Here is a 13514-nt window from a genome sequence, read left to right on the forward strand (position 1 = left end):
AGACAGGTAGTCCCCGGAACTAGGGAGAGTTACCATGAGTCACAGTAAAGCATTAGCCCAAACAGATGACATGGAATTTCAGATTAATAGCGCAGTGGAAGCGAACATTAATCCGGATAAGCAAAGCATTGAAGCACCCGAAACCTCAAGTGCGACCAATAATCGAGCCCTTGATGTGACTCAGCTATATTTAGGGGAAATAGGTATCTCCCCTTTACTAACTGCCGAAGAAGAAGTGCTTTATGCTCGACGCGCCTTGCGCGGGGATTTAGTGGCGCGAAAGCGCATGATAGAGTCTAATCTGCGATTAGTGGTCAAGATCTCTCGACGCTATAACAATCGCGGTTTAGCGCTGTTGGATCTGATTGAAGAGGGCAACCTTGGTCTGATCCGCGCCGTAGAAAAATTTGATCCTGAACGCGGTTTTCGTTTTTCTACCTATGCCACTTGGTGGATACGCCAAACTATAGAGCGTGCCATCATGAACCAAACTCGCACTATTCGCCTGCCTATACATGTTGTTAAAGAGCTTAATGTGTATTTACGCACCGCCCGCGAATTAGCACAACGCCTTGATCATGAACCCACCGCCGAAGACATTGCCGCTGCGCTCGATAAACCAGTAAGCGATGTCTCTCGTATGCTAAAGCTGAATGAAAAAGTGAGCTCGGTAGACACGCCTATTGGGGGTGAGGGTGACAAGGCGCTGTTGGATGTGATTGCCGATGAGAATGACAGCAATCCCGAGACTGAGCTGCAAAATAACGATATTAATAATAGCTTAGTAGACTGGTTAGGTGAGCTGAATGCGAAGCAGCGAGAAGTGTTAGCGCGCCGCTTTGGCCTATTAGGCTATGAAGCTTCCACCCTTGAGCATGTAGGCCAAGAAATTGGTCTAACTCGTGAGCGAGTGCGCCAAATTCAAGTAGAAGCGCTGCGTCGTTTAAAAGAAATAGTGACCCAGCAAGGGCTGTGTGTAGATACTCTCTTTTATACAGAGTAATGCACTTCCCCTTTTAGCCTAATATTAAAAAGCCCATCCTAGTGAGGGGCTTTTGCTGTAATGGCGTTGAGTTTTTAAGCTAATTTGCGCTGTTCTTTTAATTGATAAAGTAAAGTGAGCGCTTGGCGGGGAGATAAGTCATCCGGCTCTATGTCATCGAGCAAGGCCAGTGCTGCATGTAGCGGTGGCTCTTCAAATAATGCTAACGAGCCTTGAGCTGCGGTTGCGCCACCTTTTTTACTTGGCTGTACTTTCTTTGCCTTAGTGTGTTCAGCCGCGACTAAGTGGGTGCCTGTTTCTAGTTCCGCTAACTTAGTGCGTGCTAAAGCCAGCACTTTTTTGGGCACACCGGCCAGTGCCGCTACTTGTAATCCATAAGAACGACTAGCTGCACCCTCTTGTACTGTGTGCATAAAAGCAATGCTATCTTCATGCTCTAATGCATCCAAGTGGACATTAACCACGCCTGCCCACAGTCCCGCCAGCTCAGTAAGCTCAAAATAATGAGTCGCAAACAGAGTATAAGCATGCAACTGATTAGCTAAAGCATCCGCACAAGCCCAAGCGAGTGCTAGGCCATCGTAAGTGCTGGTGCCTCTGCCAATTTCATCCATTAATACCAAACTGTCTGCAGTGGCGTTATTTAAAATATTTGCCGTTTCGGTCATTTCTACCATAAATGTAGAGCGACCAGAGGCGAGATCATCCGAGGCGCCAATACGGGTAAAAATTCTATCTATATTACCAATGCGCGCTTGCTCTGCCGGTACAAAAGAGCCCATATAAGCCATTAATACGATCAGCGCAGTTTGGCGCATATACGTGGACTTACCACCCATATTAGGACCCGTGATCAGTAGCATCTTGCGTTGCTCAGACATCTGCAAGGGGTTAGCAATAAAGGGTTCGCTCATCACTTGCTCCACCACAGGGTGGCGACCAGCTTGAATATCAATAACGCGCTCTGTGGTCAGTGTGGGTCGACAGTAGCCTAAGTTTTCGGCGCGCTCGGCTAAGTTAGCAAATACATCCAGCTCAGCGAGTGCATGAGCTGTGTGCTGCAAGGGCTTAAGCTTGGCTAATAAGGTGTCTAGCAGTTGCTCGTAAAGCTTCTTTTCTAAGGCTAATCCTTTACCCTGAGCATTAAGTACTTTGTCTTCATATTCTTTTAATTCGGGAATAATAAAGCGTTCGTTATTTTTTAAGGTTTGGCGACGGACATAATGCAGCGGCACTTGCTCGGCACTGGCGCGACTCACTTCAATATAAAAGCCATGCACGCGGTTATAGGCCACTTTTAAAGTGCTGATACCGGTGGCGGCTTTTTCTCTGGCTTCTAAGGCGGCTAAATAACGGTGGGCGCCGGCGGCTAATTCCCGTAATTCATCAAGCTCTGCATTAAAGCCATCGCGGATCACGCCGCCATCGCGAATTAATACCGGCGGCGTGTCTACTATGGCGTGTTCTAATAATTCGGCTAAGTCAGGATATTGGCTAATAGTGTGAGCGAGAGCCGTTAAGCAGGCGCCATTGGCGCCGATAAGTTGCTGTTGAATATCTGGCAGTGCTTGTAGTGCACTGCGCAAGCGACTTAAGTCCCTAGGGCGTGCTGAGCGTAGTGCGAGTCTTGCCAAGGCACGTTCCATATCACCCACTTGGCGAAGTGGCGCGCGCAAGTCTTCAAAACGGGCTTGTGCTATTAATAATGCAATGCTGTCTTGGCGGCGAGTGAGGGTGTCTAAATTACGACTGGGTTGATGGATCCAGCGTTTTAATAACCGACTGCCCATTGGGGTGGCGGTATTATCTAAAACTTCGGCCAGCGTATTTTCTAGAGTGCCTGAGAGGTTGAGAGTCAGCTCTAAGTTGCGGCGTGTTGCGGCATCCATCACCACCATATCTTGGCTGCGCTCTAAACTAATGTGGTTAATATGGGGCAGGGCGCTACGTTGGGTGTCTTTAACATATTGCAACACACAGCCTGCCGCACCCAGCGCACTACAGGCTTGCTCGACGCCAAAGCCAATTAAATCCCGAGTACCAAATTGTTGGCATAACAGCGTGCGTGCCGTCTCTAAATCAAACTCCCAAACGGGTCGTCTGCGTAAGCTTTTTCGACTTTCTATGGTGCTAAAATAGGCAAAATCTTCTGGGTATAAGAGCTCTGCGGGCTGAGTGCGTTGTAATTCTGCGGCTAAGGCTTCTACTGAGCTAAATTGATTTAGTACAAAGCGCCCCGTGCTCACATCTAATATGGCATAACCAAACTGCTGACCATCGTGATAGATAGCGGCTAAGCAATTATCTTGGCGCTCAACTAATAATGCTTCATCTGATAGCGTGCCCGGCGTAATAATGCGCACCACCTGGCGTTCCATTGGTCCTTTACTCGTTCCTGGATCGCCAATTTGCTCACAAATAGCCACCGACTCACCCATTTGTACTAGCCGTGCTAAATAGCCCTCGGCGGCATGGTGAGGCACGCCTGCCATAGGAATTGCTTGACCACCGGATTTACCCCGCTGAGTGAGCGAAATATCCAGTAAGCGTGAGGCTTTTTTTGCATCATCAAAAAATAACTCATAAAAGTCACCCATGCGATAAAACAGCAAAATATCCGGATGCTGCGCCTTTAAGGCGAGGTATTGCACCATCATGGGAGTATGAGTAACTTTTTCTTGATTCATATTAAAATCAATGCCTTATATCTTGATGATTCGAACATAATGACTAAATTTTAAATTGTTTTTTAGTCGATAGCATCAGCCAAACGAGTGCGCATTGTAGCAGTAACCGAGTTTGAAGGCATAGCCAGTCCAAGGCGCTAACACAACCTCGTCTCTCTCATCATTTACTATTGCGAGCGATGCTTTTAAAAAGTAGTATCCATAATGCATGATATAAGTGGTGAGTCCTCTTACTTTATTGCTGACACAGTGGGTTCATCTTCTTTACTTCGCTTTAAGGTATCGCCATGACTATCGAAACAGATTCCCCTGAATACGATTTTTATCCGTTTGATGCTCGCGCTATTAGTCCTCGTTTTCGCCACGCCGCTATTTTCGGTGCGCTAGAAGCCTTGCAACAAGGTGAGGCGATGCGCTTTGTTAATGATCACGACCCCATTCCCTTGCTTGGACAAATGAAGCAGCGCTATGGCGATGCCGTACAGGTGATTTATCAGCAGCGAGCCCCGGTGCCATCATGATCGATTTTTTAGTAGTCGGTAACGAGGAGGCAAGATGACAACTCCCGCGTTTTTGCACAGGTCCCCCCCCTTCGCGTATATGATGGCCTAGCCCAACTACTGGGTGCATCCAGTGATGGGGTGCTTGAATATTGCTATCTTGATGCCGTGCGACTCGCCGGACATTCTTGTCCAACGGTGGCCGGGGCTTGGTTGTGTACGGTGGCCGCATTAAAAAATTTATATGGTGAGCAGCTGCCAGAGCGTGGCGGTGTTAGTGTATATATGGATGAGGTAGAAGACGCAGGCGTGACCGGTGTTATCGCTCAAGTTGTTACTCTGCTTACTGGGGCCACGGCTGCTAATGGCTTTAAAGGCTTAGCCGGTCGCTATGCCCGTAATAATTTATTGCATTACGCCAGCGAAGGCGTGCAGGGCATGGTATTTCGTCGTAACGATACCGGCCAACAAGTGGCCGTGAGTCTAGATCTTAGCTCAGTACCTGCCGAGCCTGCACAACACACTTTGATCCCCTTAATCCTCTCGGGCCAAGCCACCAGCGAGCAAGAACAAGAATTTGGCCGACTCTGGCAAAATAGAGTCCAGCGGTTACTGCTCGAACACGCCAATGATCCTGAAGTGGTACAAGTCACAGCACTCGCTTAATCGCTCAACGGTAACCAAGACGCTCCCGCCACTAGTTTGTACGCCACCTTATTTAGCGTGGCGTGCAGCATCAGCCAATACTCAAATTTAGGTGTTAGCGCTGTTAGTTTTTAGCTCGGTGCTCTCATACAGCTCGCGCATTTGCTGCGTTTGCTCGATGATAGCCTCGCGCCAGCTACTGGGTTTCAATACTTGAATGCGCGCACCAAAGCCTAAGATCCACCATTGGGTTTGTTGATCGTTGGGCACAGTGGCGGTAAGAGTGACCCAGCCGTTAGCGTCAGGTTTAGATAATACTTGCTGTTGGCTAATGGGCGTTTCTGCTAATAGCCATGCCATTGCCTTATCAATTTTTGCCACTAGTTCAGTAGCTTGCTCTGCTAGCGGGTAACCAAAAGCGCCTTCGGCAATATACTTTTCCACACTAAAGTTAAGCTGGTTGTTATAGGGCACAGCGCTAGCACTTAGCGCTTGAATACGATGCAGTGCGAATTGACGAACATCGTCATAATCATTCACGGTCGCTAATAAATAACTGACACTATGGCGTACCACTAAGCCTTGCGGGTGTAGGGTAAATGATTTCACTTCCTCTTGCTGGCGGCTTAAATACTGTACCTCTATAGCATGGCGCTCTAGCAGCGCATCGCTCACGCCTTGCCAGATAGCGGGCAAGATAACGGCGGGTAATAATGCTTTGCCATTAGGAATAGCGCGCACTTGGTGAGGCCAGTTAGCGTAGCCATTTTCTTGGAGACCATTAAGTAGTTTACGCGCACCTTCAAATTGCGCGCTCAAACGGTCAATGGCAATTTGGGGCAAAAGGCTTTTTAAATATTCTTCAGCTAGCACCAAAGTGAGTGCTGTGGCCGTATCGAGCGCAGGTAAATTACTTTTGTAGTTGGCATCAAATGACCAGCGATAAGGGCGCGACTGGTCGTTACATTGCAACGGAAAATAGAGCGACATTTTGTCGAGATCGCGCTGAATTGAACGTAAATTTACTTGAAATCCGCGCTCAGCGAGTAAGTCACGCAGTGTGGTGGTGGCTTTAAAATGCGGTGCTCGTGGGATCAGCTGCAACATAGTGATATAGCGAATGAGCGTGTCGTGTTGCGAGGCCATCATTTTCCTTAGACAAGCGTGAAGGGGAGCGCGCTTTTAACTATGAATAGTCACTATTGCTTTGGGGCTCGAACTTATCGGTGTTCTTCTGTGACCCACATAATAAAGCTGCGCAGCAAACAGGTGTTTGGCTGTAGTTATCTTTAATACTGCGTTAGATTTTGGCTTAAGCTCTTTGCTGCCCATTATTTAGACTAGAAAATCTAGCGATTTATTTTGAGTGACAGTTTTTAAGCTGTGCTCTTGTTGTAAACCCGCCAATAAGCTCTCTGGGCTAAGGGGTTTACCTATAAGCTGATGCTGGTGCACTACTTTGGCAAAATCTCTAGGCGTTAAATTTCTTAATGTTTCTAACGTACAATAAAGATGGCTGACCCTTTGCTCATAAAAGTGTTGCTGCAAACTCAAGCCAAGTTGCATATTAAAATAGCGCCATGCTTGTTCTGCATTAAAGTAATGAAAGCCAATCTTAAAATCAAAGCCAGATAAAAGGGCGCTATTTATCGACGTCATATCATGAGCCGTCATTACTACCACAGTGTTAGTTTGCGCTACTTGTATTAATAACTCGTTGATCTGGCTCACTGTATCGTGACCACTTTGACTCGCATAATTAAATAAACATTCTGCTTGCTCAATTAACAATAAAGCATCGCTTGCTTCAGCTAGTGCCATAGCGAGTTTTTCCACGCCTGCGCCTAAGTGAGGTTCAATAAGAGTAGAAGCATGTTTAGTAATAAATGGCGTATTAAGAGCGGCGGCTAAATGATGAGCCAAGGCCGTTTTGCCAGAGCCAGCAGCGCCAAACAAACAGAGTCGCCCCCTCTTACTACGAGTGATGTGCTCTATCATAGGAGCTAATGGCATATCTGTGGCACACAGTGCGGGATTGAATAAGCAAGGCGTAATGGACTGATTTAAACGCCGCCAGCGAAAACCTAGTGCCTGATATAAATTAGCTGATAAGTCTTTCATTACCACCTCTTGTTTGTGATTTGCTAACTGGGTTGCTAAAGCCTTAACGGTGCCCTACCTGAATAAGGCAAGGTGCGTGTAGTCAATATTTAGCAAGGGTGATGGCGTTAAGCATTGATGAGCGCCAGTGAGTGAAGCTATTACCATACCGCCTCATGCGACAGCTGGTGTCGCCAGTTAATATGAGCAAACTCACTGCTAGGGGAGGGGGCTGCGAGCGCAAAAGAGAGTGAGCAATGCTAAACTGACGCTTTTTCACGGGATAACCAGATGCTGTATTCTTCGCTCGATATATTGGCGCTAGTGATCGTTACCGTCAGTATTATGGTGCAGGCGTGGGTAGGGATTGGCTTTGGTTTGCTAGCCGCCCCTTTATTATATTTAATTGATCCCGCCTATGTGCCTGGGCCTGTGCTGGTACTGGGATGGTTGTTATCCTTGGTGGTAGTGTTTAAACGTCGCCACAGTTTAAATTTCTTACGCGTGCTGCCTGCTATTTTGGCGCGCCTGCCAGGCTCGTGGTGTGGCGCTGTATTATTATTAAGTATTGCCTCATGGCAGTTAAGTTTATTTTTTGGAGGCGCCTTATTATTGGCGGTGTGGTTGAGTTTACGCCGTTATTCCTTGCCCCTAAATTCTCTGAACTTAACACTGGCCGGCTTTTTATCAGGCGTACTGGGCACCTCTACTTCGGTGGGCGGCCCGCCACTGGCGCTGTTATATCAACATCAAGCCCGCTTGACCGCGCGTGACGAAATTGCGGCTTTTTTCTTAGTCGGCACTCCTATCTCGCTCTTAATGTTGGTCTGGCAGGGGGGAGCGAGTGTGTTAGCGCTAGGCTTAATTGTAAAAATGCTGCCTGGTGTAATGTTGGGTTTTTGGTTATCGCGCCATGTGGAGCGTCGATTTAACGTAGACAGTGCTCGTCCGGCTATCTTATTTATTTCAACACTCTCAGCGTTAGTGGTATTAACCCAAGGCATTATTGGCGGGGTGGCGGCGTACTAATGGATAAAGTGCAACACAAGGAAGCATCAATGAATACACAACAAGAAATTCTGCAGTTAGCACACCAATTGGGTGAGCGCTTAATGGCGTTAGATTGCACTATTACTACCGCTGAGTCTTGTACTGGTGGCGGCATTGCCTATGCCATTACAGAGGTAGCGGGGAGCTCAGCTTGGTTTGAACGTGCCTTTATTACCTACTCAAATGGCGCTAAAAACGAGCTAGTCGGCGTCAGTAGCGAGCTTATTGATCGCGAAGGGGCGGTGAGCGAAGCGGTAGTGAAAGCCATGGCGAAGGGAGCCTGTGCTCAAGCGGGGGATCAATTAGGGGTGGCGGTAAGTGGGGTGGCGGGGCCAAGTGGCGGCAGTCCAGAAAAACCAGTAGGCACGGTATGGCTCGCCTGTTATTTCGCTAAACAAGATAAAATGCATACGCGCTTATTACACTTATCAGGAGATCGCTTTGCTATACGCCAACACACTATCTTGGCGGCCTTAAGCGATTGTGTGCGCATTTTAAGTTAATAACCGCGCAAATTTGCACTATTATTGTATTCTTATGAGTCTAAAATTTACGCTGTTAACTCAATCACTGAAGGTGATTGGCTAGGGTTGTTCTAGCTCACTCAACTATCATCAGGCGTTGCAGTGCAGCGGATTAACTCCTAGCCTCACAGATTAAGTTATTAGCGAAACAGTGTTGATACTGTACGAATAACCAGTATAATCGCGTTATCAGTTTTTAAACGCATTAGCATACCCTGCGGAGCAATTATGGATCCAAATAAAGAAAAAGCCCTCGCCGCCGCCCTTGGCCAAATTGAAAAGCAGTTTGGCAAAGGCTCCATCATGCGCTTAGGGGATAATAAGGCGTTAAACATTGAGTCTGTGTCTACTGGCTCTTTATCACTGGATATAGCACTGGGCATTGGCGGCCTGCCCATGGGGCGAGTGGTAGAAGTTTACGGCCCAGAGTCTTCAGGTAAAACCACACTTACGCTACAAGTGATTGCAGAAGCACAGCGTGCTGGCAAAGTGTGTGCGTTTGTCGATGCCGAGCACGCCTTAGATCCTCTTTATGCCGCTAAGCTAGGCGTTAATGTTGACGATTTGCTTATCTCTCAGCCTGACACCGGTGAGCAAGCATTAGAAATTTGCGACATGCTAGTGCGCTCTGGTGCAGTTGACGTCATTATCATTGACTCGGTAGCAGCCTTAACGCCGCGCGCTGAAATTGAAGGCGAAATGGGTGACTCCCATGTGGGCTTGCAAGCTCGCTTGATGTCACAAGCACTACGTAAGTTGACCGGCAATATTAAAGCAGCAAATTGCTTAGTTATTTTCATCAACCAAATTCGTATGAAAATTGGCGTCATGTTTGGTAGTCCAGAAACGACGACCGGCGGTAATGCACTTAAGTTTTATGCCTCTGTTCGCTTAGATATTCGCCGTATTGGCGCCATTAAAGAAGGCGATGAAGTAGTAGGTAATGAAACTCGCGTGAAAGTGGTGAAAAATAAAGTGGCACCGCCTTTTAAGCAAGCAGAGTTTCAAATTATTTATGGCGAGGGCATTTCTAAAGAAGGTGAATTGATTGAACTTGGCGTTAAGCATAAGTTTGTTGATAAAGCCGGAGCTTGGTATAGCTATCAAGGTGAAAAAATTGGCCAAGGTAAAGCCAACTCTATTAAGTATTTGTTAGAGCATAAGCATATCTCAGATGAAATAGAGGCTAAATTGCGTGAGCAGCTACTATTAAAACCTGGTGAAGAAAAAGTGAAAGTGGATGAAGCGCCCGGCGCCTTAGGTAATCCTTTACCTAAAGATGACACAGAAGAAGACTTCTAAGCTTCTTTATTATATTCACTATTGAAGGTCGGGATTTCCCGACCTTTTTTATGGGCCTGAACTGCGTGAAGGCGCGGTGCTTGGCTCTTAGCTATAATGCGCTTAGTTTTTCAGGCCTGCTCCCTCTTTCTCCATGTTCTTTTGTGGCAAAAAATAGCTCTAGCTTTATCTTGAGCGTGGCGCTGTTTTCTCCTTCATTCTTTGCGGTTCAGCCCTTACACTTTAATGATGCAAAAAGATCCAGAAAAATTAACCCCCCAAGCGCTGTGGCACAGTGCACTAGGTCTGTTATCTCGCCGTGATCATAGTCGTCTTGAGCTTGCGCAAAAGCTGCGCTTACGCCAATTTGATCAAGCGCTTATTGAAGCAGCACTTGATAAATTAGTTGAACAGCAATGGCTGTGCGATGCGCGTTTTGCGCGCGTTCAAGTGCGCCAGCACGTCTTTAAACGCCATGGCCCCATGCGCATTCGTATGGAGCTAAAACGCAAAGGGGTAGCCGAAGCGCTGATTGAACAGGCGCTGGAGGAAGAGGAAACCGATTGGTTTTCTTTGGCCAAAGACTGTTACCAGGCGCGGTTTAGAAACTCTGACATTAGCGATATTAAAGACAAGGCGAAGCGCGTGCGTTATTTACAAAGTCGCGGCTTTAACAGCGATCAGGTGCGCTACGCACTAGAAGAATAGCGCGTAAGCAGCCAGTAAATTATAGGCAACCCAGCGAGTATTCTAGAATAGCAGTGCCGATAAACCGCACAAGACTGGAGCTTTTTGGCTGATGGTGTTGAGGGCAATGTTGAGCTTACTATTTGGGCTTAGCCTATGGCGCTGCTATTGTGGCTAATTTCTTAAATCCCAGCAAAAGCGCAGCGTCGTTTTACATTAGCGCCAATACCTTTTAAATTAGCTAGCTTAACGCCTATGAACCCAGTGATAGAACAGGATTCCCCATGCAGATGAGCACATCTGAGTTACGCACCGCGTTTCTCGAGTATTTTCGCCAACAAGGCCACCAAGTGGTGAGCTCCAGCTCACTGGTTCCCCATAACGATCCTACCTTGCTGTTTACCAACGCCGGCATGAACCAATTTAAGGATGTGTTTTTAGGAGTAGAGCAAAGAGCTTATACCAAAGCGACCAGCTCGCAGCGCTGTGTGCGTGCCGGTGGTAAGCATAATGATTTAGAGAATGTGGGTTATACCGCTCGCCATCATACTTTCTTTGAAATGCTAGGTAACTTCAGCTTCGGTGATTATTTTAAGCAAGATGCGATTCGCTTTGCGTGGGAGTTTTTAACTGAGGTCGTCAAGCTACCTAAAGATAAACTGTGGGTGACCGTCTACGCCACCGATGATGAAGCCTTCGAGCTGTGGTCAAAACAAATAGGTGTGCCAGAGTCACGTATTGTGCGTATTGGCGATAAAGGCGGTGAGTTTCAATCTGATAATTTCTGGACCATGGGCGATACGGGTCCTTGTGGTCCTTGCTCAGAGATATTTTACGATCACGGTGAGCATATTTGGGGGGGCCCACCGGGCAGCCCAGAAGAAGATGGCGATCGCTACATCGAGATTTGGAACCTAGTGTTTATGCAGTTTAACCGTCATAGCGATGGCACCATGGAGCCACTGCCTAAACCCTCAGTAGATACCGGCATGGGCTTAGAGCGCATCGCCACCATTTTACAAGGTGTGCATTCTAACTACGACATCGATTTATTTCAGGCACTGATCAAAGCGGCTGCGCAAGCGGTGGGTACCACCGACCTTAGCAGCCAATCTTTGCGTGTTATTGCAGATCATATTCGCTCTTGCTCATTTTTAATTGCCGATGGCGTTATGCCCTCTAATGAAGGTCGTGGTTATGTGCTGCGCCGTATTATTCGCCGCGCCGTACGCCATGGCCGTAAACTGGGAGCGGAGCAGTCGTTTTTCTATACTTTAGTCGGTGCTTTATGTGAGCAAATGTCTGATGCTTATCCGGAGCTTAATAGTCAGCGCGCCATTATTGAAAAAGTATTGCGCTTAGAAGAAGAGCAATTTGCGCGTACTTTAGGCCGAGGCTTGCAGTTATTAGAAGAAGCGATTGCTGAGCTAGGTGATGCCAAAGTATTACCCGGCGAGGTGGTATTTAAGCTTTATGATACTTATGGCTTTCCGGCAGACTTAACGGCCGATGTATTGCGCGATCGCGAGCTAAGCATCGATGAAGCTGGCTTTGAAGTGCTGATGCAGCAACAGCGTAATCGTGCCAAAGAAGCGTCTAACTTTGGGGTGGATTACACTAAAGCCATTAAAATAGACGGCGAAACGCAATTTACGGGATATGAGCAATTAGCTGAGCCGGCAACGATTAAGGCTATTTATAAAGAAGGCGAGTCGGTAGCGGCATTAATTGCCGGAGAAGAAGCGGCGCTAGTACTGGATAAAACACCTTTTTATGGTGAGTCTGGCGGACAAGTAGGAGACAGTGGCGTCATTAAATTAGAAAATGGCCTGTTTGTCGTCAAAGATACTAAAAAAGCGGGTAAAGGCGTATTGCACTTAGGTATGCTGGAGCTGGGGACACTGGAAGTGGGCGAGACTGCCACTGCAGCGGTAGACAGTTATCGCCGCCAAGCGATTGCCCTTAACCATTCGGTGACCCACCTTTTACACGCTGCGTTACGAGCATTGCTCGGTGAGCATGTGACGCAAAAAGGCTCCTTAGTGGATGCGGAGCGCTTGCGCTTTGATTTCTCTCATTTAGAAGCCCTTACTGCGGCTGAGCTGCGTGAAATTGAAGACAGAGTAAATAAAGATATTCGTGCTAATTACTCAGTCGCCACTGAATTAATGGATTTAGAGGGCGCAAAAAACGCCGGCGCCATGGCCTTGTTTGGTGAAAAATATGATGATGAAGTGCGCGTAGTATCTATGGGTGAGGCTTCTACTGAGCTGTGTGGTGGAACCCATGTGCAGCGCACTGGTGATATTGGCTTATTTAAAATCCTCTCAGAAAGTGGCATTGCCGCCGGTATTCGCCGTATTGAAGCGGTGACCGGTGAGGCGGCACTGACTTACTTACATCAACTTAATAATGAATTAGGGCAAACTGCCACTTTGGTTAAGGCTGATGTGTTTTCGGTGGCGGATAAAGTAAAGCAGGCGCTAGAGCGTAACCGTCAACTAGAAAAAGAAGTAGAGCAGCTTAAAGCCAAATTAACCGCTCAAGCAGGGACCGCCTTATTAGAGCAGGTGGTCGAGATCAATGGCACTAAGGTGTTAGTGGCTGATTTAGGGGGGGCTGAAAGTAAGTCATTACGTGGCTCACTTGATGATCTAAAAATAAAACTAAACTCTGGCATTGTGGTATTAGCCACCGTTAATGAAGGAAAAGTGAGCCTTATTGCAGGAGTCACTAACGATCTCACTGTTAAGGTGAAAGCAGGGGAGTTAGTTAACATGGTGGCTCAGCAAGTGGGCGGTAAAGGCGGTGGCAGACCCGATATGGCACAAGCGGGGGGCACTGAGCCTCAACAATTAGCCTCGGCTCTGGCTTCAGTAGCGCCTTGGTTAGCAGAACGCTTATAAAATTCAACTGTTTACCCTAAATTTGTAACATTCAGAGGCCTGTCAGTGACAGGCCTCTTGCTTTTGTAACAAATACCGCCAATTGCTAGGTAAGCAGGCTAGGTTTTTGCCCCCTTTAGCGGATAATAAAT

General features: G+C 47.3%; 11 protein-coding genes. 8 read left to right on the top strand and 3 right to left on the bottom strand.

The features are described from left to right. The first annotated feature begins 34 nt into the window (after positions 1-34). On the top strand, positions 35-1003 hold the full coding sequence (gene rpoS, locus CBP12_RS12760) for an RNA polymerase sigma factor RpoS (RefSeq protein WP_086964991.1): 969 nt from the start codon (positions 35-37) through the stop codon (positions 1001-1003). A 74-nt stretch (positions 1004-1077) separates the two neighbouring features. Here rpoS and mutS read toward each other — a convergent pair whose 3' ends face one another. After that, positions 1078-3690 (bottom strand): DNA mismatch repair protein MutS, encoded by a 2613-nt coding sequence (gene mutS / locus CBP12_RS12765; RefSeq protein ID WP_232455080.1) that lies wholly within the window; start codon positions 3688-3690, stop codon positions 1078-1080. A 287-nt stretch (positions 3691-3977) separates the two neighbouring features. On the opposite strand from mutS, the gene CBP12_RS12770 reads away from it, so the two are divergent. After that, a complete protein-coding gene (locus CBP12_RS12770) occupies positions 3978-4211 on the top strand; it encodes a DUF2249 domain-containing protein (protein WP_232455081.1) in 234 nt (77 codons plus the stop codon). A 120-nt stretch (positions 4212-4331) separates the two neighbouring features. Next, a complete protein-coding gene (locus CBP12_RS12775; protein WP_198341816.1) occupies positions 4332-4856 on the top strand; it encodes an FmdE family protein in 525 nt (174 codons plus the stop codon). Between the two features lie 87 nt (positions 4857-4943). Here CBP12_RS12775 and CBP12_RS12780 read toward each other — a convergent pair whose 3' ends face one another. Together CBP12_RS12780 and CBP12_RS12785 are read right to left on the bottom strand one after the other, a co-directional pair. Continuing rightward, positions 4944-5984, bottom strand: a complete 1041-nt coding sequence (locus CBP12_RS12780) for a helix-turn-helix transcriptional regulator (protein ID WP_232455082.1) — start codon at positions 5982-5984, stop codon at positions 4944-4946. A 186-nt stretch (positions 5985-6170) separates the two neighbouring features. Then, a complete protein-coding gene (locus tag CBP12_RS12785; RefSeq protein ID WP_086964997.1) occupies positions 6171-6956 on the bottom strand; it encodes an AAA family ATPase in 786 nt (261 codons plus the stop codon). Between the two features lie 270 nt (positions 6957-7226). Here CBP12_RS12785 and CBP12_RS12790 point away from each other — a divergent pair, with 270 nt between their 5' ends. From CBP12_RS12790 to alaS, 5 genes are all read left to right on the top strand, one after another. After that, positions 7227-7964: a sulfite exporter TauE/SafE family protein gene (locus CBP12_RS12790; protein WP_086964999.1), complete on the top strand. Its 738-nt coding sequence runs from the start codon at positions 7227-7229 to the stop codon at positions 7962-7964. A gap of 29 nt (positions 7965-7993) precedes the next feature. Next, positions 7994-8488: a CinA family protein gene (locus CBP12_RS12795; protein ID WP_086965001.1), complete on the top strand. Its 495-nt coding sequence runs from the start codon at positions 7994-7996 to the stop codon at positions 8486-8488. 249 nt (positions 8489-8737) lie between these two features. Then, the gene (recA, locus tag CBP12_RS12800) at positions 8738-9811 is read left to right on the top strand and encodes a recombinase RecA (protein WP_086965002.1); all 1074 of its coding nucleotides are present in this window, start codon (positions 8738-8740) and stop codon (positions 9809-9811) included. Positions 9812-10036: 225 nt separating this feature from the next. Beyond that, positions 10037-10498, top strand: a complete 462-nt coding sequence (locus CBP12_RS12805; protein ID WP_232455083.1) for a regulatory protein RecX — start codon at positions 10037-10039, stop codon at positions 10496-10498. Positions 10499-10761: 263 nt separating this feature from the next. Beyond that, on the top strand, positions 10762-13383 hold the full coding sequence (gene alaS / locus CBP12_RS12810) for an alanine--tRNA ligase (protein ID WP_086965006.1): 2622 nt from the start codon (positions 10762-10764) through the stop codon (positions 13381-13383). The last annotated feature ends 131 nt before the right edge of the window (positions 13384-13514 follow it).

Origin of the sequence: Oceanisphaera avium (assembly GCF_002157875.1) — a bacterium.
GTDB classification, from domain to species: Bacteria; Pseudomonadota; Gammaproteobacteria; order Enterobacterales; family Aeromonadaceae; genus Oceanimonas; species Oceanimonas avium.

Coding starts and splice junctions, on each gene's coding strand:
- rpoS (WP_086964991.1), top strand. CDS start 35: ATGAGTCACAGTAAAGCATTAGCCCAAACAGATGACATGGAATTTCAG.
- mutS (WP_232455080.1), bottom strand. CDS start 3,690: ATGAATCAAGAAAAAGTTACTCATACTCCCATGATGGTGCAATACCTC.
- CBP12_RS12770 (WP_232455081.1), top strand. CDS start 3,978: ATGACTATCGAAACAGATTCCCCTGAATACGATTTTTATCCGTTTGAT.
- CBP12_RS12780 (WP_232455082.1), bottom strand. CDS start 5,984: ATGATGGCCTCGCAACACGACACGCTCATTCGCTATATCACTATGTTG.
- CBP12_RS12785 (WP_086964997.1), bottom strand. CDS start 6,956: ATGAAAGACTTATCAGCTAATTTATATCAGGCACTAGGTTTTCGCTGG.
- CBP12_RS12790 (WP_086964999.1), top strand. CDS start 7,227: ATGCTGTATTCTTCGCTCGATATATTGGCGCTAGTGATCGTTACCGTC.
- CBP12_RS12795 (WP_086965001.1), top strand. CDS start 7,994: ATGAATACACAACAAGAAATTCTGCAGTTAGCACACCAATTGGGTGAG.
- recA (WP_086965002.1), top strand. CDS start 8,738: ATGGATCCAAATAAAGAAAAAGCCCTCGCCGCCGCCCTTGGCCAAATT.
- CBP12_RS12805 (WP_232455083.1), top strand. CDS start 10,037: ATGATGCAAAAAGATCCAGAAAAATTAACCCCCCAAGCGCTGTGGCAC.
- alaS (WP_086965006.1), top strand. CDS start 10,762: ATGCAGATGAGCACATCTGAGTTACGCACCGCGTTTCTCGAGTATTTT.